Source organism: Cupriavidus sp. CER-90, from assembly GCF_057652055.1.
Window position 1 is genome coordinate 2,854,473 of the sequence record NZ_JBYGYM010000002.1, and the last position, 16,638, is coordinate 2,871,110.

Genomic DNA, 16,638 nt, shown 5'->3' on the forward strand with positions numbered 1-16,638 from the left:
ATGACGGAGTTTGTATCGACGGCGGTGCAGGGCGGTGTGGCCTATCTGACGCTGACCCGCCCGCAGGCCCTGAATGCGTTATCGCTCGACATGATTCGCGCGATCACGCAGGCGCTTCAGCAGTGGGAAGCCGATGCCGCCGTGCATGCGGTGGTGGTGGCCGGCGCGGGCGGCAAGGCGTTCTGCGCCGGCGGCGATATCCGCTGGTTCCATCAGGCGTACTACGCCAACGACCCGATGCTCGACCAGTTCTTTGTCGAGGAGTACGCGCTCAACCATCTGATCCACCGCTACCGCAAGCCCTATATCGCCCTGATGGACGGCGTGGTGATGGGCGGCGGCATGGGCATCTCGCAGGGCGCCCGGCTGCGCATCGTCACCGACCGTACCAGGATGGCGATGCCGGAGACGAACATCGGCCTGTTCCCCGATGTGGGCGGCGGCTGGTTCCTGGCGCGTACGCCGGGCCATATCGGCGAGTACCTGGGCCTGACCGGCACGGTGATTCATGCCGCCGACGCCCTGTACGCGAAGCTGGCCGATGCCTATCTGCCGTCCAATGTGATGGCGGAACTGGCGGCATCGCTGCAGGCGCATGCGTTTGACAGCGGCGACGCCGTGCTGGCCCATATCGCCACCTTCACGGGTCAGCACGCGGCGGCGTGCGTGCCGCAGGCCAGCCCGCTGGCCCAGCATGCCGGCATGATCGACACGCTGTTTGCCGGCGCCACGGCGCAGGAGATTCTGAGCGCCGTCAGCGACACGGCCGGCGACTGGGCGGCCCAGACCGCCGCCACGCTGCGCAGCCGGTCACCGCTGATGCTGTGCGTCACGCTGGAACAGATCCGCCGTGCGCGCACGATGACGCTGGAAGACGAACTGCGCATGGAGCTCGACATGATGTACGACGTGTTCCGTCATGGCGATGGCATCGAGGGCATCCGTGCGCTGGTCATCGACAAGGACCACCAGCCGAAATGGAATCCGGCCCGCCTTGACGACGTGACGCCGGGCCGCGTGCGCGCGTTTTTCGACAGCAAGTGGCGGCGCGAGGACCACCCGCTGGCTTCGCTGGCGTAGTCGCTCCGGCCGCTGCGCCATGCGCATCGGCACGGCAGTTGCGCGCGGTGGCCGGCGGCGGCCATGCAAGTCAAGTACAGTGTGGGCAGGGCTGGCCCGGCTGCCGGAGCCGGCCTGTGAATCCATTCGACCGTGTGTGAACAGTGAAAGGAACCGTAATGAGCAATCCTCGTGATGTCGCCGTACTGGTGGGAAGCCTGCGCAAGGAATCCCTGAACCTGAAACTGGCCAAGGCCTTGGCCGCGATTGCGCCGCCGCAGCTCAAGCTCGATATCGTCGAGATTCGCCAGTTGTCCCACTACAACCAGGACGACGACGCCAATCCGCCATCGGAATGGGTGGCCTTCCGCGACCGTATCCGCCGGGCCGATGCCGTCCTGTTCGTCACCCCGGAATACAACCGCTCGGTGCCGGGCGTGCTGAAAAATGCCATCGACGTGGGATCGCGCCCGTACGGGGAGAGCGCCTGGGACGGCAAGCCGGGTGGCGTGATCAGCGCGTCGCCGGGCAATATCGGCGGCTTTGGCGCCAACCACCATCTGCGCCAGTCGCTGGTGTTCCTGAATATTCCGGTGCTGCAACAGCCGGAAGCCTATATCAGCGGGGTGGACAAGCTGTTCGACGCGCAGGGCGGCATCAGCAACGACTCGACCCGGGGCTTCCTGAGCAAGTACCTGACGACCTTCGCGGCCTGGATCGACCGCAACGCCGCCGCACGCTGACAGGCGGCCGCCGATCGCGCCAGCCCGATTCAAACGTCGGTAAGCCCCGTCCTACAAGGCGAAGCGGGGGAGACCCGACACCGGCAGTGACCCCTGCTTTCTATAGTGGAGCCATGTTCAAACACATAGACAAGGAGGAAACACCATGCCCTACATTCTCGCCTGGCTGCTCGGCGTCCCGGCCTTCGTCCTGATCCTGATCTGGCTGTTCATGCACTGAGTGCAGCCCGCCCAACATGAGAAACGGCGCCTCCGGGCGCCGTTTTTACTGGCCGCATGCCGCGCACCCGATGCGAGCCATCCGGGGCGCTGCTCAGGAACGTCATCTCGCGTATACTTGCGGGTCTTCCTCAGTCCGCGGACCTAGAACCGTACCCGGACGCTCCCTCGACGCCATACCCATGACTGCAAATCCGCGCCGCATCTCGGTTGCCCCGATGATGGACTGGACTGACCGCCACTGCCGCACGTTCCATCGCGCGCTGAGCCAGCACACCTGGCTTTATACCGAGATGGTCACCACGGGCGCGCTACTGCATGGCGATGTGACGCGGCACCTGGATTTCGACGCGGCCGAGCAGCCTGTGGCACTGCAGCTGGGCGGTAGTGAACCGGCCGATCTCGCACAGGCGGCGAAGCTGGGTGAGCAGTGGGGCTATAAGGAAATCAACCTCAATTGCGGGTGCCCTTCGGAGCGCGTGCAGCGCGGGGCGTTCGGCGCGTGCCTGATGGCGGAGCCCCAGCTGGTTGCCGATTGCGTCAAAGCGATGCGGGATGTGGTGTCGGTGCCCGTGACGGTGAAGCATCGCATTGGTATCGATACGATCGAGCACTATGACTTTGTTCGCGACTTCGTTGGCATTATTGCCGACGCGGGTTGCGAAACATTTATCGTCCACGCCCGTAATGCCATTCTGAAAGGCCTTAGCCCGAAAGAAAATCGAGAAATTCCGCCGTTGCGGTACGAAGTTGCATACCAGTTGAAGAAAGAATTTCCGCAGCTGGAAATCCTGATTAACGGCGGGATTGTTTCCTATGGCGAAATGGAAGAGCATTTGCGCCACGTGGATGGGGTAATGATCGGCCGTCAGGCTTACCACGATCCTTATATCCTCGCGGAAATGGACAGCCGTTTCTACGGGGTTGACGCGGCGATTCCGACGCGCGAGGACGCCGAAATGGCCATGCAAGCCTATATCGGCAATCTAGTGGAGCGGGGCGGCTATATGGGCGCTGCCATCCGGCATATGCTGGGCCTCCATCGCGGAGTCTATGGCGGACGCGGCTGGCGCCGGGTGCTGTCGGATGCACGGCGCATGAACGCTGCCCGCACCCGGGCCGACGTGGATGCGCTGTTCGAAGAAGCGCGTTCCCATCTGCGTCCAGACCTGCTGGAGGCGGCCTGAGCGACCCCCGAACGTGACGATCGTATGCGGGGCGGACTGGAGGAAAAACTCTAATTTCGAACGATCGTGCTATGCAGTTGCCGCAAATGTATGCCCCAAGGGCGTTTGCGGCGGTTGATGTGACTGGAAACCCGCGTGGGCAAAGGGATTCCCCTAATTCGCCAGTCCTGCGGCATGTTCTTACACTGTGCCTGCCCTCGAATACAGGGCTTTCTTCAACTGATTTTTGAGCCCGCCGTGTGCGGGCTTTTTTTCTGCCCCGTCTCGTTGTTACCACAGCAACCGTGGGTTTGCCCGGATGGTGCGCCGTGCGTTCGGGGTCTACATTGAATGTGCCTTCAGGGCATTGAGATCGCTAATTTAAGAGTCCGCTTGCGAGCGGGCTCTTTTTTTTCGTGGGTCACGCCATGCACGAATCGCGCATAAAACCAGGGCGTACCTGAACACCAAAAAAAAGCAGGCGATGCTCGTCGGGAGTGATCGCCTGTCGGGAATGTCGAGGGGGTCAATGTCCCTCGGGGAAGAGTATCCAACAGCATTATTTGCGACAGAACCCTGCCGTGGTGGGGCAAGACCTCCGCTTTTGAGGGGCAGGCCGATACGTCAAGCGCTGGCTATTGTTAAGACATACCTTGTTGAGCGGCGCGTAGGTCATGTTACGATGCGCCTGAAAAATGCCGCGACATAAGCCGGCATGGCATGGGAGTCGTGTCTTCACGGATGCGGCGCCAAGTGGGGGAAAAGCAGGTGGGCTGGCCGGTTCGAGCGGTGCGACGGGGATGTCGAAACCAGTGAAACGGAAGCGAGCCCTGAGGAAATGAAATGGAAGCGGAAGAACCATTCGGTGAAGTCTTCGAGGACTACCGGGTGATCTGGGTAGCCGAGCAACTGCAGGACGGCAAATGGACGGCGCGCTATTGCTGGCACCCAGGCACATCGATCGACGCCGGCAAGGCGTTGCAGCGCGATGTCCTCAATGGCAAGTCGAAACGCTTGCTTGGACTTTTTCCGAGCGAGGCAGAGACCATCGCCGCCATCAAGGAAGCCGTGCTGCTGGAAGCAAAGTGGGTGGGCCCCCGATGAAGTCCGGAAGCCATCCGCCAGCGAATCCGAAATTTTTTTGTGCGGAATACTAGCCATCAGCAGAGAATGCTTGTATAGTCTTGTTCTTCGCTGATCGACACAACGGTCAACGAAAAATCTCTACGGTGGCTGTAGCTCAGTTGGTAGAGTCCAGGATTGTGATTCCTGTCGTCGTGGGTTCGAGTCCCATCAGCCACCCCAAAGAATTCCCTTACGAAACAGCCGCTTACTCAAGTGGCTGTTTTGCTTTGCACGCATCCCTTCCCATCATTCCTTCCGCCTGGTGCAACCGGCGCCTGATGGCATCACGGTTGCGATCGCATACGCCAAGGCGAAGCCCGTCGATGGGCGAAAAAAAACCGGACGTTGGCGAGTTCGACAAGGTCCGGTTCTGCGCATGACGCGAATGCGCAGTGATGCAGTTGCGCGCTGATCCGCGGGGCAGGCGGCCAGATTTCAGTCGAGCAGTTTCGTGGTCGGTTCTGCCAGTTCCAGCATGCGGCAGATGGCTGCCATGTTGCCGACCATCGTGCGACGTTGCGCGCCCTGGTAGACGCGGACGCCCTTGATTTGCCGGAACGGGACCGGCTTGACCGGGCGGCGGGAAGCGATGGGATTCGATTGCAGCATGGCAACACCTCGTAATTTGCGACAGCAGTGGTCCGCGCCCGTCGTCCAGCAAGGACGGGGCGGCATGGGCAAAGCAAAGCGGGTGACCAGGGCAGACGGCCGTGCTGCCTAAGTCTCGGGAGCCGGAGTCGCTGTCAGGCGCCTCCGATCACGCTAGAAGCCTGATGATCGGATCAGGCCGACAGCGATACCTTCAAGGGAGAACTCGTCGCGCCCCGAATGGAGCACGATGTTCTGGAAATCCGGGTTTTCTGCGATCAGTTCGATCGTGTCGCCGCGTTTCTTGAGGCGCTTGACCGTGACGTCCTCGCCCAGGCGGGCCACGACGATCTTGCCGTTGGCTGCCTCGCTGGCTTTTTTCACGGCCAGCAGGTCGCCATCCAGAATGCCGGCGTCGCGCATGCTCAGGCCGCGCACGCGCAGCAGGTAGTCCGGACGCTCGTCGAAGACCGATGCATCCACCTGGTACTGACGGTCGATATGTTCTGCGGCAAGAATCGGGCTGCCCGCTGCGACGCGACCGACCAGCGGCAGCGTCAACTGCAGCACGCCTGCCATTGGCAGCGAGAACTGGTCGGAACGTTCCGAATCGCTGCGTGCCACCTTGAGCCGGATGCCGCGCGATGCGCCGGGGGTCAGTTCGATGACGCCCTTGCGTGCCAGCGCCCGCAGATGTTCCTCGGCCGAATTGGGCGAGGAAAAACCAAACTCGGCGGCGATCTCTGCGCGCGTGGGCGGGAAGCCCGTGTTGCGGATCGTGTCGCGGATCAGATCGAAAATCTGCTGCTGCCGGGGTGTCAGGGTCGCCATGGTTCGCCGGTCTCTCGTGCCGAAGCACTGTATGTTTAAACAGTATGCTGTGATTTTATACAGTATCGTGTGAAGTGCAAGCACAATTTGCGCAGTGGGCTCTACATGGGCGACGGCGGCACCGGTGGCTTCGCGGGTTTGCCAAGGGGGCGCCGGGGCGGGGCGGCAGTTACAATCGTCGGCCAGATCCCGGGCCGCGCCCGCCCGGCCAGACCCCTCAGCCAGCCTATTTACATGTCAGCGTCTTCCTCATCGTTGCCCCGTGTCGTCGTGCTTGCCACCGGCGGCACCATTGCCGGATCGTCCGGCGACCCCGCCAGCAGTGCCCAGTACCAGGCGGCTACCGTGCCGGTGTCGCAACTGGTCCAGGCCGTGCCCGCGCTGGCCGATGTGGCGCGCGTGGAGGCCGAGCAGGTCGCGCAGGTCGACAGCAAGGACATGACGTTCGGTCTCTGGCAGCAGCTGGCGGCGCGGGTGGCGTACTGGTCCGGCCAGCCGGATGTGGCCGGCATCGTGATCACGCACGGCACCGATACGCTTGAAGAAACAGCGATGTTCTTGCACCTGACGCAGCCGTGTTCCGTGCCGGTGGTCATCACTGCGGCGATGCGCCCGGCAACGTCGCTGTCGGCGGACGGCCCGCTGAACCTGCTCGATGCCGTGCGTGTCGCGGCCCATCCGGGCGCGCGGGGCCTGGGCGTGCTGGTGGTGCTGAACCAGCAGATCCACGCCGGGCGCGATGTGACCAAGGCGCATACGTCCGCCGTCGATGCCTTTGTCTCGCCGAATGCCGGTCCGGTCGGCTACGTGCAGGACGCCTATATTCGATTCACGCGTGCGCCGGCCAGGCGGGAGGCGCCGTGCTTGCCGGTGCCGTCGGCCTGGCCGATGGTGGAAATCGTGGTCAGCCATGCCCAGCCGGGCAGGGTGGCCGTCGATGCACTGGTGTCGGCCGGTGTGAAGGGGCTGGTCGTGGCCGCCACCGGCAATGGCTCGGTCCACGAAACCCTGCTGGCGGCGCTGGCCGACGCGGCGGCGGCCGGCGTGGCAGTGGTGCGCAGTTCACGTACTGGCGCCGGCCATGTGTCGATTCCGGCGCGCCCGGCGGCGGGGGCTGGCCTGTTTGCCTCGGCGGCCGACCTCAATCCTTACAAGGCGCGCGTGCTGCTGCTGGTGGCGCTGGCAGCCGACCCCGCGCTCGGCGTCGATGCCGGGCGTCTGCAGTCGCTTTTTGCCGCCTGCTGAGCCACCTGCGCCGCGTGCCTTGCGGATTCCCGGGTCTCCGGGCTATACTCGCGGGCTATTCAACCTTGCCGCACCGGACGTGACGCCCGGGTGGCTCATCCCAAAAGGAGCGTCAATGCGTCATTACGAAATCGTATTTATCGTCCATCCGGACCAAAGCGAACAAGTGCCGGCGATGATCGAGCGTTACAAGCAGCTCGTCACGTCGCAAAATGGCCAGATCCATCGCGTGGAAGACTGGGGTCGTCGTCAGATGGCCTACATGATCCAGAAGCTGGCCAAGGCTCACTACGTTTGCCTGAACATCGAATGCGGCAAGGACACGCTGGCTGAACTCGAGCACGCGTTCAAGTTCAATGACGCCGTGCTGCGTCACCTGATCGTCCAGACCAAGAAGGCTGAAACCGCGCCGTCGCCGATGATGAAGGAAGTGCAGCGCGAAGAAGCCCGCAAGGCCGCGCAAACGACCACGGAAGGCCAGGCCGCCTGAGTGCGGACTGCTGTGTCGCGGTGAACCAGCTTCGGCTGACCGCCACGCTCGCCGAGCGAGATACGCTGCGCTATACGCCGGCCGGCATCCCTGTCGTCAACTGCATCCTGCAGCATGCCGGCGAGGTGATGGAGGCGGAAACGCCCCGGCAGGTGGAATTTGCAGTGGTGGCCATGGGCATCGGCCCGATTGGCCAGCGGCTCGAGCGCATGCCGCTCGGCACGCTGCTCGACTGCGAAGGCTTTCTGGCCCGCAAGCACCGCAACAGCAAGACACTGGTCTTTCACATCACTCGATGTAAAGCATTCGAAAAGGATTGAATCATGGCATTCGTCAAACGTGACAACAAGAACAAGAAGCGCTTCCAGCAACAGAACCCGCTGTTCAAGCGCAAGCGCTTCTGCCGCTTCACCGTGGCTGGCGTCGAACAGATCGACTACAAGGATCTGGACACGCTGAAGGACTTCATCGGCGACAACGGCAAGATCACGCCGGCTCGTCTGACCGGTACCAAGGCGCACTATCAGCGTCAGCTGGATACGGCCATCAAGCGCGCCCGCTTCCTGGCGCTGATGCCGTACACCGACCTGCACAAGAACTGATAGTCCCGGGACCGCAAGGAGAAATACACGATGCAAGTCATTCTGCTGGAAAAAGTCATCAACCTGGGCAACCTGGGCGACATCGTTCGCGTGAAGGACGGTTACGCACGTAACTTCCTGATCCCGACCAAGCGCGCTCGCCGTGCTACGCAAACCGCCATCGCCGAATTCGAAGTGAAGCGCGCCGAGCTGGAAAAGGCCGCCGCCGCCAAGCTGGCTGCTTCGCAAGCCGAAGGCGAGAAGCTGAACGGTCTGACCGTCCAGATCACGCAGAAGTCGGGCGTGGACGGCCGTCTGTTCGGTTCGGTGACCAACGCCGACATCGCCCAAGCCCTGGAAGGCCAAGGCTTCAAGGTCGAGAAGTCGCAAGTGCGCCTGCCGAACGGCCCGCTGAAGATGGTTGGCGACTACGCCGTTGGCGTGTCGCTGCACACCGACGTGCTGGTCGACATCACCGTTTCGGTGCTGGGCGAGCACGTCTAAGCTGTACGCGTCCACGATGTGCCGGTCCGGACCGGCGCGTCGGATGCACAAAAAAGGCAGGGGCCACGCTCCTGCCTTTTTTTGTTTTTTGCGTGGCGCCCGGCGCCGTTATAATTCCCTCCCATGAACGCGCCCGCCGCAGATCCCCAACTCGACAACCTCAAGGTTCCTCCGCACTCGATCGAGGCCGAACAATCGGTGCTTGGCGGGTTGCTGCTGGATAACGCCGCCTGGGACCGCATCGCCGACTTCCTGTCCGAAGCCGATTTCTATCGGTTTGACCATCGGGTGATCTTCCAGAGCATCGCCCGCCTGATCTCCGCCACCAAGCCGGCGGACGTGATCACGGTCTTCGAAATGCTTCAGGTGGCCGGCAAGGCCGAGGAAGTGGGCGGGCTGGCCTATCTGAATTCGCTGGCGCAGAATACGCCGAGCGCAGCCAATATCCGTCGCTACGCCGAGATCGTTCGCGAACGCTCGGTGCTGCGCAAGCTCGTGACGGTGGCCGACGACATCGCTTCCGCGGCTTTCGCGCCCAAGGGGCGCGAGGTGCGCGAACTGCTCGACGAGGCCGAATCCAAGGTTTTTGCGATTGCGGAAGAAGGCTCGCGTGGCCAGAAGGGCTTCCAGGAGATCCAGCCGCTGCTGACGCAGGTGGTGGAGCGGATCGACGAGCTCTATCACCGCGACAGCACCACGGACGTGACCGGCGTGCCGACCGGCTTCATCGACCTGGACCGCATGACCAGCGGCATGCAGCCGGGCGACCTGATTATCGTGGCCGGTCGCCCCTCGATGGGTAAAACCGCGTTTTCGCTGAATATTGGCGAGCATGTGGCGGTAGAGCAGGGCTTGCCCGTGGCCGTGTTCTCGATGGAAATGGCAGGCGTGCAGCTGGCCATGCGTATGCTGGGCTCGGTGGGTCGCCTGGACCAGCATCGCCTGCGTACCGGCCGCCTGCTGGACGAGGACTGGCCGCGGCTGACGCACTCGATCCAGCGCATGAACGATGCGCAGCTGTTCATCGACGAGACGCCGGCGCTGAATCCAATGGAATTGCGGGCCCGCTCGCGCCGGCTGGCGCGTCAGTGCGGCCAGCTGGGCCTGATCATCATCGATTACCTGCAGCTGATGTCGGGATCGGGTGGCGGGGAAAACCGCGCCACGGAAATTTCCGAAATTTCTCGGTCGTTGAAGGGGCTGGCCAAGGAGCTCAACTGCCCGGTCATCGCGCTGTCGCAGCTGAACCGAAGCCTGGAGCAACGTCCGAACAAGCGCCCCGTCATGTCCGACCTGCGCGAATCGGGCGCCATCGAACAGGATGCCGACGTGATTCTGTTCATCTATCGCGACGAGGTCTACAACCCTGACTCGCAGGACAAGGGGACTTCCGAAATTATCATCGGCAAGCAGCGTAACGGGCCGATCGGCACCGTTAGGCTCACGTTCCTGGGTCAATTCACGAAGTTCGACAACTTCAGCGGCGGCCCGGCGTTCTTCGACAACGACACCTGATTCTCAGGGGGTTACACCGCTGGACGGTGCAACCCTGTAAAATATTGCGCTTTGATGACAGCCGCCCACGAGGCGGCTGTCGTGCGATTGCTCTGCCTCCCATTTGCAACACACAACCGAGCGTGCCGTGAGGTACGCCACAAGGACATTTCATGTTCGGCCGTTTCATGCCCACCGAGGGCAAGTTCTTCGAATACTTCAACCAGCACGCCGATTGCGCCGTTACCGCCGCGCACGAGCTGGAAGCGTTGGTCAATGACCTGCCCAACGCCGAAGGCCATGCCCGACGCGTGCAGGCTACCGAAAAGAAGGCAGACCGTATCACGCACGACACGATCGACCTGCTGCACAAGACCTTCATCACGCCGCTGGACCGTGACGAGATCCACAAGCTCATCACGACCATGGATGACATCCTGGACCTGATGGAGGACGTGGCCGAGACGATCTCGCTGTACGACGTCACGCACCTGACCGACGAAGCCCGCCGGCTGGCCACGATCTGCGTGCAGTGCTGCGAAGCCGTCAAGATCGCCGTGGGACTGCTCGAAGACATGGGCAACGCCAGCACGATCCTGAAGACGGCCCAGCAGATCGACCAGCTCGAATCGGAAGCCGACCGCGTCATGCGCTCGGCCATGTCGAAGCTGTTCCGCGACGAGACCGACGTCAAGCGTCTGATCAAGCTGAAGGCGATCTACGAGCAGCTGGAGTCCATCACCGACAAGTGCGAGGACGTGGCGAACATCATCGAAGGCATCGTCCTGGAAAACGCCTGAGGCTCCCACTGGCATGCAAACAGTACAAATGAGCTTGTGGGTCATCGGGTTGCTGGTGGCGCTGGCATTGCTGTTCGACTTCATGAACGGCTTTCACGACGCGGCCAATTCGATTGCCACGGTGGTCTCCACGGGCGTGCTGAAACCGCACCATGCCGTGGCCATGGCGGCCATGTGCAACGTGGTGGCGATCTTCATCTTCCACCTGAAGGTGGCGGCCACGGTGGGTACGGGCACGATTGACGTGCATATCGTCGATCACTACGTGATTTTCGGCGCGCTGGTCGGCGCTATTGCCTGGAACGTGATTACCTGGCTGTACGGTATTCCGTCGTCGTCGTCGCACGCGCTGATCGGCGGCCTGGTGGGCGCCGCGGTGGCCAAGGGCGGCACGGGCGTGCTGGTGGGCAATGGCCTGCTGAAGACCGTGGCCTTCATCCTGATCTCGCCGTTGCTGGGCTTTATCCTGGGCTCGCTGATGATGGTGATCGTGGGCTGGACGTTCTTCCGGACGCCGCCGTCGCGCGTGGACCGCTGGTTCCGCCGGCTGCAGCTGGTTTCGGCGTCGCTCTACAGCCTGGGACACGGCGGCAACGACGCGCAAAAGACCATCGGCATTATCTGGATGCTGCTGATCGCCAGCGGCCACGTGGCCGTGGGTGGCGCGGAGCCGCCGATGTGGGTCATCGTGAGCTGCTACGTGGCCATTGGCATGGGCACGCTGTTCGGCGGCTGGCGGATCGTGCGGACCATGGGCCAGAAAATCACCAAGCTGAAGCCCGTGGGCGGCTTCTGCGCGGAAACCGGCGGCGCGATTACGCTGTTCATCGCTTCGGCGCTGGGCGTGCCGGTGTCGACCACGCATACCATCACCGGCGCCATCGTCGGCGTTGGCTCGGCGCAGAAGATGTCGGCCGTGCGCTGGGGCGTGGCGGGCAATATCGTATGGGCATGGGTGCTGACGATTCCGGCATCGGCGTTCATGTCGGCCATCGCCTGGTGGATCGGCAAGCAGATCCTGTAAGCCTTGCCGGACGTATCGGCAAATGAAAAGCCAGGCATTGCGCCTGGCTTTTTTACTATTGATTCGCGAATGCCGCGATCGGGTCGTCGTCCGGCGGTGGGGCTGAGGGTGCGGCGGGCGCCGGCATGGGCGAGGTCGGGGCGGGCGTGATCGACGGTGCAGGCGAGGGCGCCGGCGCCGGGGTCATTGGCAGATTGCTGGCCGCCACGACGCGCCGCGCGCCGTTGTAGCGCGAGGCCCAGTAGGACTTGCCCATGTCTTCGAGCCGGACCGTGCCGCCGGTGGCCGGCGCGTGCACGAAGCGGTTCTGTCCGACATAGATGCCGACATGCGAGTTGGCGCGGCCGGTGGTATTGAAGAACACCAGGTCGCCCGATGCCACGTCGCTACGGTCGAGCGATACGCCGCGCTGGCCCATCTGCTCGGTGGTGCGCGGCAGGTTGACGCTGGCGGCGCGCTGCACCACGTAGCGGACCAGGCCGCTGCAGTCGAATCCGGAATCGGGCGTGTTGCCGCCGTAGCGGTAGGGCGTGCCGACCAGCGACATCGCCTGGATCGAGATTTCTTCCAGGCCGGCGCTCGGGTCGATCATGGGCTTGCCCGGCGTACGGGGCAGCGAAGACGTATGGCGGGCCGGGGGGCCGCCGGCGCAAGCGGCCAGCAACAGGGCGCTGGCACACAGTGCAGTCAGGGCGAGCCGGGACGAACTCCGCGATGACGGAGCCGGGAACATCGACACACGCGCCGGGCGCGGTGAGGGCGGCAATAAAAGCGGGCGCTGCGGCATCCTTCTTGTCGTTCGGTTGCCGGGTCAGGCGTCCGCCCCCCCGTACAGGGTGGGTGCCAGCGAAAACTTCCAGGTAGAACTACCAGGTAGAACTACCAGGTAGCACTACCAGCGCAACTGCGCGTTGCGCGTACCGGTACTGATCTTGATGGACTTTGGCTGACCCTTGTAACTGGCCTCGATATTGTAGCTGCCTTCTGGCGCACGTATGAGGCAGCGCGGGCCGCCCGCACGGAAATCGGCCACATTCTGGCCGTCGCGTGTCAGTTTTACGTCAACATCGGCCAGGTATTCGCCATTGGCACCCCGGGTGAACAGGATGCCCATGTTGAAGTTCTTCTCCTGTTCGGCCAGCCTGGCCCGTTCGTCCTCGGCAATGCCGCCGCAGACATAGCTGACCGGGCCCATGGTCCGGATCACCATTTCATTGCCTACCGGGGCGCTCGCTGCCGGGGCGCTGCCTGCCGGCGTGCTGGCTGCCGGCGTGCTGGCGTCCGCGGCCTTGGCCGGCTGCAGGGCGGCCGCCACGATGACCGTGGCGCCAATCAGCGCAGCCACGGCAAGGCGCTTGCGCCGGGCGGCGCGCGCGTTATGGGAAAACAGGGTCCTACTGGTGGACAGGTATCTGCTGAAAGACTGTTGCCTGTTCATCGACGCCTCCGTATCGACATGAACACCCGGTCATCATAGCCGGGTCGTGCGGTGCTGGCTGTCGGCCAAACGCCGACGCTGTGGGTTGCACCACACTACGCGATGCGGCCACGGCCGGCCATGGAACAGGCCGGCCGTGGAAGTGCCAGGTTTGCAGTGACTGACGCGTTACAGCACGTCCGCCGCGTGGTCGGCCAGGCGCGAACGCTCGCCGCGGGCCAGCGTCACATGGCCGCTATGGCTCCAGCCCTTGAAGCGGTCCACCACGTAGGTCAGGCCGGACGAGCCTTCGGTCAGGTACGGCGTGTCGATCTGCGCGATATTGCCCAGGCAGACGATCTTGGTGCCGGGGCCCGCCCGGGTAACCAGGGTCTTCATCTGCTTCGGCGTCAGGTTCTGCGCTTCATCGATGATCACGAACTTGTTGACGAAGGTACGGCCACGCATGAAGTTCATGCTCTTGACCTTGATACGCGAGCGGATCAGTTCCTGCGTGGCCGCGCGGCCCCATTCGCCGGCGCTGTCGTCGCTCTTCTGCAGCACTTCGAGGTTGTCGTCGAAGGCACCCATCCACGGCTGCATCTTCTCTTCCTCGGTGCCCGGCAGGAAGCCGATGTCCTCGCCCACGGGCACGGTGGCACGCGTGACGATGATCTCGTTGTAAAGCTTCTGGTCCAGCACCTGTTCCAGGCCGGCTGCCAGCGCCAGCAGCGTCTTGCCGGTGCCGGCCTGGCCCAGCAGCGTCACGAAATCGACGTCGGGGCTCATCAGCAGGTTCAGCGCAAAGTTCTGCTCGCGGTTGCGGGCCACCACGCTCCACACGTTGTTCTTGTTGTGGGTGTAGTCCCTGAGCGTCTGCAGCAGGGCGGTCTTGCCGTTGATCTCCTTGACCTGGGCGTACAGCGGCAGGCTGCCGTCCATCGGCTCCAGATAGACGAACTGGTTGACCAGGAACGACGGCACCAGCGGGCCGGTCAGGCGATAGAACATCGTGCCCGACTTCGGGTCCTGCCAGCTTTCCACGCCCTTGCCGTGCTTGGCCCAGAAGTCGTTGGGCAGCTGCATCACGCCCGAGTACAGCAGGTCCTTGTCTTCCAGGACCTGGTCGTTGAAGTAGTCCTCGGCCGGCAGGCCCAGCGCGCGGGCCTTGATGCGCATGTTGATGTCTTTCGACACCAGCACCACCTGGCGCTCCGGATACTGCTGCTGCAGCGCGCTGACCACGGCCAGGATCTGGTTGTCGGCCTTGCCCTGCGGCAGGCCTTCGGGCAGCTTGATGTCGTTCAGGCGGGTCTGGAAGAACAGCTTGCCGGCCGCGTCGCGGTTGCCGAGCGTGGCCAGCGGCAGGCCTTCGTCGAGCACGCCGTCGGTGCCGCCCACGAGCTGGTCCAGCGTGCGGCTGACCATGCGCGCGTTGCGCGCAACTTCGCTCATGCCCTTCTTGTGGTTGTCCAGCTCCTCGAGCGTCATCATCGGCAGATAGATGTCGTGTTCCTCGAAGCGGAACAGCGAGCTCGGGTCGTGCATCAGCACGTTGGTGTCGAGCACGAACAGCTTGCTGGGGCCTGCGGCCTTGCGCGTGCGGCGCGTGGGGCCGGCGGCCGGCTTGACCAGGCTGACGGACGGCGATGCCGGCGGGGTGGCGACCGGCGCCGGGGCGTCGGCGGTCTTGGCCCGGGTTGTGCTGCCGGCGCGTGCGCGGGTGGCGGGCGCCTCGGTGTCGCCGGTCTCGAGCAGTGCCACACGCTCGAGGACCGGCACGGGTTTCTTACCCTGCGCGGCTTTGGCCTTGGGCAGTGTCACCGGAGCGAATTCGCTCGGGTCGAGCAGTTGGGCAGGCTTGGCGGGCATGGTAGGCAGCGGCATGCTTGGCTTTCCTTTCAGGGGAGCAAACGGGGGCGAAAAAGCTGGCTTACAGCCGGGCGTACAACCAGGAAACGGCGGAAATCGGGAAAACCGGAGTGGCGGGACGCAAGGCGTCCCGGAAGGAAACCAACCAGCAAACAAAAAAGCCGCCAGTCCTGGAATACAGGGGTGGCGGCTTGTCTGCGGTCCCGCGACGCGGCAGGTCCGCTACCAGCCCTGGGACTGTGCCTGTCGGGCCGGGACGTTACTGCAGCGTGGCAACTGTGATCGGAACGCATTGAGGCCAAATCTACCCGAAGGTTTTCGCTTTTGCAATCGGTCAGACTCTCGTCGCGGTTGCGCAACTGTCGTCGGGCCGCGCAACGCGCGGGTTGCCTCGCCGAGGATGTTCCGGTTCACATCCCCTTGACGATTTCCAGCACTTCGTCCACATGGTTCGGCACCTTGATGCCCCGCATTTCGTGGCGCAGCACGCCCTTGGCGTCGAGGATGAAGGTGCTGCGCTCGATGCCGCGCACTTCCTTGCCATACATCTTTTTCATCTTGATGACATCGAAGAGGCTGCAGATGGCTTCGTCCGCGTCGGAGATCAGCTCGAAGGGCAGTTCCAGCTTGGCCTTGAAGTTCTCGTGCGACTTCAGGCTGTCGCGCGAAATGCCGAAGACCGTCACGCCGGCGGCCTCGAAGGCGTCATGCTGGTCCCGGAAATTCATGGCCTCGGTGGTGCAGCCCGGCGTGTTGTCCTTCGGGTAGAAGTACAGCACCGTGGTCTTGCCGCGCTGGTCGGCAAGACGGAAATCCCCGCCGGTAGCGGGGGCCTGGAAGTCGGGAACGGCCTTGTTGAGACTGACGGTCATGCTGGTGGCTCTCCTGGATGGCAGTGCATCATCGGTGACGGCAGCGGCCGATTATTGGTGGTGTTCGCCCGGACCTGCGCCATGGCGGGTGCAGATTGGGGCAGTTGGCCGGACTTCAAGCGTGGCGCAGCCGCAACCCGGCAAAAAAGCGGCGCATGGACGGCCGCGCCCGCCGCGCGCTGCCTGGGGGCCCCGCGTCAGCCCTGTGCAGCGGGCTCCACCAGCAGCACCGCCGCGACTTTGCGGCCCTCGGCCATCAGGATATTGTAGGTGCGGCATGCAGCCTGCAGGTCCATGGCGTCCACGCCGATATGCAGGCGCGCCAGCGACGCCGTCAGCCGCGGATGCGGAAAGCGCAGCCGGTTGCCGGTGCCCAGCAGCACGACTTCCGGCTTCTTTTCCAGCAGCGCCTCGAAGTGGGTCGGTTCCAGGTCTTCGAAGCGGCCCACCGGCCAGGGCGCGACATCACCCTCGGGCATGACCAGCACCGACTGGTCGTGTCGCACCGCATTGATTTCGACATAGCCGGGGCCGTAGCCGGTCACGGTATTCAGGTTCTGGGGTTGGTCGGCGTGGAGTTTCAAGGAGGGGGCCTCATGCCGCCCGGG

Annotated in this window: 19 protein-coding genes and 1 tRNA gene; 13 read left to right on the forward strand and 7 right to left on the reverse strand. The window is 63.5% G+C overall.

Features of this window, described 5'->3' with window-relative positions; genetic code table 11:
• The 5 genes from AC24R4_RS23660 (at position 1) to AC24R4_RS23680 (ending at position 4,492) form a co-directional block, all read left to right on the forward strand.
• Positions 1–1,080 (forward strand): enoyl-CoA hydratase/isomerase family protein, encoded by a 1,080-nt coding sequence (locus AC24R4_RS23660; RefSeq protein WP_400394197.1) that lies wholly within the window; start codon positions 1–3, stop codon positions 1,078–1,080.
• Between the two features lie 158 nt (positions 1,081–1,238).
• Positions 1,239–1,802 carry an NADPH-dependent FMN reductase gene (locus tag AC24R4_RS23665; protein WP_400394198.1) on the forward strand — a complete coding sequence of 188 codons (564 nt, stop codon included), beginning with the start codon at positions 1,239–1,241 and terminating at the stop codon, positions 1,800–1,802.
• A gap of 401 nt (positions 1,803–2,203) precedes the next feature.
• Entirely contained in the window at positions 2,204–3,208 is a 1,005-nt protein-coding gene (gene dusA / locus AC24R4_RS23670; protein WP_487523694.1) for a tRNA dihydrouridine(20/20a) synthase DusA, read from the forward strand.
• 822 nt (positions 3,209–4,030) lie between these two features.
• On the forward strand, positions 4,031–4,291 hold the full coding sequence (locus AC24R4_RS23675) for a hypothetical protein (RefSeq protein WP_153945206.1): 261 nt from the start codon (positions 4,031–4,033) through the stop codon (positions 4,289–4,291).
• Positions 4,292–4,416: 125 nt separating this feature from the next.
• A tRNA-His gene (locus AC24R4_RS23680) sits at positions 4,417–4,492 on the forward strand.
• Positions 4,493–4,747: 255 nt separating this feature from the next.
• On the opposite strand, the gene AC24R4_RS23685 is transcribed toward AC24R4_RS23680, so the two are convergent.
• Both AC24R4_RS23685 and lexA read right to left on the reverse strand, forming a co-directional pair.
• A complete protein-coding gene (locus tag AC24R4_RS23685) occupies positions 4,748–4,921 on the reverse strand; it encodes a hypothetical protein (RefSeq protein WP_194946421.1) in 174 nt (57 codons plus the stop codon).
• Positions 4,922–5,074: 153 nt separating this feature from the next.
• A complete protein-coding gene (lexA, locus tag AC24R4_RS23690) occupies positions 5,075–5,731 on the reverse strand; it encodes a transcriptional repressor LexA (protein ID WP_153945205.1) in 657 nt (218 codons plus the stop codon).
• Between the two features lie 234 nt (positions 5,732–5,965).
• Here lexA and AC24R4_RS23695 point away from each other — a divergent pair, with 234 nt between their 5' ends.
• From AC24R4_RS23695 to AC24R4_RS23730, 8 genes are all read left to right on the forward strand, one after another.
• Entirely contained in the window at positions 5,966–6,976 is a 1,011-nt protein-coding gene (locus AC24R4_RS23695; protein ID WP_487523695.1) for an asparaginase, read from the forward strand.
• Positions 6,977–7,091: 115 nt separating this feature from the next.
• Positions 7,092–7,466, forward strand: a complete 375-nt coding sequence (rpsF, locus tag AC24R4_RS23700; RefSeq protein ID WP_029051059.1) for a 30S ribosomal protein S6 — start codon at positions 7,092–7,094, stop codon at positions 7,464–7,466.
• 20 nt (positions 7,467–7,486) lie between these two features.
• A complete protein-coding gene (gene priB / locus AC24R4_RS23705) occupies positions 7,487–7,786 on the forward strand; it encodes a primosomal replication protein N (protein ID WP_029051060.1) in 300 nt (99 codons plus the stop codon).
• Between the two features lie 3 nt (positions 7,787–7,789).
• Positions 7,790–8,068, forward strand: a complete 279-nt coding sequence (gene rpsR, locus AC24R4_RS23710; RefSeq protein WP_006163606.1) for a 30S ribosomal protein S18 — start codon at positions 7,790–7,792, stop codon at positions 8,066–8,068.
• Positions 8,069–8,098: 30 nt separating this feature from the next.
• Positions 8,099–8,551, forward strand: a complete 453-nt coding sequence (rplI, locus tag AC24R4_RS23715; protein ID WP_029051061.1) for a 50S ribosomal protein L9 — start codon at positions 8,099–8,101, stop codon at positions 8,549–8,551.
• Positions 8,552–8,674: 123 nt separating this feature from the next.
• Positions 8,675–10,066 carry a replicative DNA helicase gene (locus AC24R4_RS23720; RefSeq protein ID WP_029051062.1) on the forward strand — a complete coding sequence of 464 codons (1,392 nt, stop codon included), beginning with the start codon at positions 8,675–8,677 and terminating at the stop codon, positions 10,064–10,066.
• Positions 10,067–10,218: 152 nt separating this feature from the next.
• Positions 10,219–10,845, forward strand: a complete 627-nt coding sequence (locus AC24R4_RS23725; RefSeq protein ID WP_029051063.1) for a DUF47 domain-containing protein — start codon at positions 10,219–10,221, stop codon at positions 10,843–10,845.
• Positions 10,846–10,858: 13 nt separating this feature from the next.
• Positions 10,859–11,869, forward strand: coding sequence for an inorganic phosphate transporter (locus AC24R4_RS23730; RefSeq protein WP_092594047.1), 1,011 nt, complete (start codon positions 10,859–10,861; stop codon positions 11,867–11,869).
• 55 nt (positions 11,870–11,924) lie between these two features.
• Here AC24R4_RS23730 and AC24R4_RS23735 read toward each other — a convergent pair whose 3' ends face one another.
• The 5 genes from AC24R4_RS23735 to AC24R4_RS23755 all read right to left on the reverse strand — a co-directional run bounded on the left by AC24R4_RS23735 (position 11,925) and on the right by AC24R4_RS23755 (position 16,614).
• A complete protein-coding gene (locus tag AC24R4_RS23735) occupies positions 11,925–12,602 on the reverse strand; it encodes a C40 family peptidase (protein ID WP_487523696.1) in 678 nt (225 codons plus the stop codon).
• A gap of 159 nt (positions 12,603–12,761) precedes the next feature.
• On the reverse strand, positions 12,762–13,307 hold the full coding sequence (locus AC24R4_RS23740) for a hypothetical protein (RefSeq protein WP_400393178.1): 546 nt from the start codon (positions 13,305–13,307) through the stop codon (positions 12,762–12,764).
• A gap of 168 nt (positions 13,308–13,475) precedes the next feature.
• The gene (locus AC24R4_RS23745) at positions 13,476–15,173 is read right to left on the reverse strand and encodes a PhoH family protein (RefSeq protein WP_400393180.1); all 1,698 of its coding nucleotides are present in this window, start codon (positions 15,171–15,173) and stop codon (positions 13,476–13,478) included.
• Between the two features lie 395 nt (positions 15,174–15,568).
• Entirely contained in the window at positions 15,569–16,030 is a 462-nt protein-coding gene (locus tag AC24R4_RS23750; protein ID WP_400393182.1) for a peroxiredoxin, read from the reverse strand.
• Between the two features lie 197 nt (positions 16,031–16,227).
• Positions 16,228–16,614: an Mth938-like domain-containing protein gene (locus AC24R4_RS23755; protein ID WP_400393184.1), complete on the reverse strand. Its 387-nt coding sequence runs from the start codon at positions 16,612–16,614 to the stop codon at positions 16,228–16,230.
• Positions 16,615–16,638 lie beyond the last annotated feature (24 nt).

Excerpts from the sequence above, each read along its gene's own strand:
- AC24R4_RS23725 (WP_029051063.1), top strand. The coding sequence starts at position 10,219 with ATGTTCGGCCGTTTCATGCCCACCGAGGGCAAGTTCTTCGAATACTTC.
- AC24R4_RS23735 (WP_487523696.1), bottom strand. The coding sequence starts at position 12,602 with ATGTTCCCGGCTCCGTCATCGCGGAGTTCGTCCCGGCTCGCCCTGACT.
- rplI (WP_029051061.1), top strand. The coding sequence starts at position 8,099 with ATGCAAGTCATTCTGCTGGAAAAAGTCATCAACCTGGGCAACCTGGGC.
- lexA (WP_153945205.1), bottom strand. The coding sequence starts at position 5,731 with ATGGCGACCCTGACACCCCGGCAGCAGCAGATTTTCGATCTGATCCGC.
- AC24R4_RS23720 (WP_029051062.1), top strand. The coding sequence starts at position 8,675 with ATGAACGCGCCCGCCGCAGATCCCCAACTCGACAACCTCAAGGTTCCT.
- AC24R4_RS23660 (WP_400394197.1), top strand. The coding sequence starts at position 1 with ATGACGGAGTTTGTATCGACGGCGGTGCAGGGCGGTGTGGCCTATCTG.
- AC24R4_RS23685 (WP_194946421.1), bottom strand. The coding sequence starts at position 4,921 with ATGCTGCAATCGAATCCCATCGCTTCCCGCCGCCCGGTCAAGCCGGTC.
- dusA (WP_487523694.1), top strand. The coding sequence starts at position 2,204 with ATGACTGCAAATCCGCGCCGCATCTCGGTTGCCCCGATGATGGACTGG.
- AC24R4_RS23695 (WP_487523695.1), top strand. The coding sequence starts at position 5,966 with ATGTCAGCGTCTTCCTCATCGTTGCCCCGTGTCGTCGTGCTTGCCACC.
- AC24R4_RS23675 (WP_153945206.1), top strand. The coding sequence starts at position 4,031 with ATGGAAGCGGAAGAACCATTCGGTGAAGTCTTCGAGGACTACCGGGTG.
- AC24R4_RS23740 (WP_400393178.1), bottom strand. The coding sequence starts at position 13,307 with ATGAACAGGCAACAGTCTTTCAGCAGATACCTGTCCACCAGTAGGACC.
- AC24R4_RS23665 (WP_400394198.1), top strand. The coding sequence starts at position 1,239 with ATGAGCAATCCTCGTGATGTCGCCGTACTGGTGGGAAGCCTGCGCAAG.
- AC24R4_RS23750 (WP_400393182.1), bottom strand. The coding sequence starts at position 16,030 with ATGACCGTCAGTCTCAACAAGGCCGTTCCCGACTTCCAGGCCCCCGCT.
- rpsR (WP_006163606.1), top strand. The coding sequence starts at position 7,790 with ATGGCATTCGTCAAACGTGACAACAAGAACAAGAAGCGCTTCCAGCAA.
- AC24R4_RS23730 (WP_092594047.1), top strand. The coding sequence starts at position 10,859 with ATGCAAACAGTACAAATGAGCTTGTGGGTCATCGGGTTGCTGGTGGCG.
- rpsF (WP_029051059.1), top strand. The coding sequence starts at position 7,092 with ATGCGTCATTACGAAATCGTATTTATCGTCCATCCGGACCAAAGCGAA.
- AC24R4_RS23745 (WP_400393180.1), bottom strand. The coding sequence starts at position 15,173 with ATGCCGCTGCCTACCATGCCCGCCAAGCCTGCCCAACTGCTCGACCCG.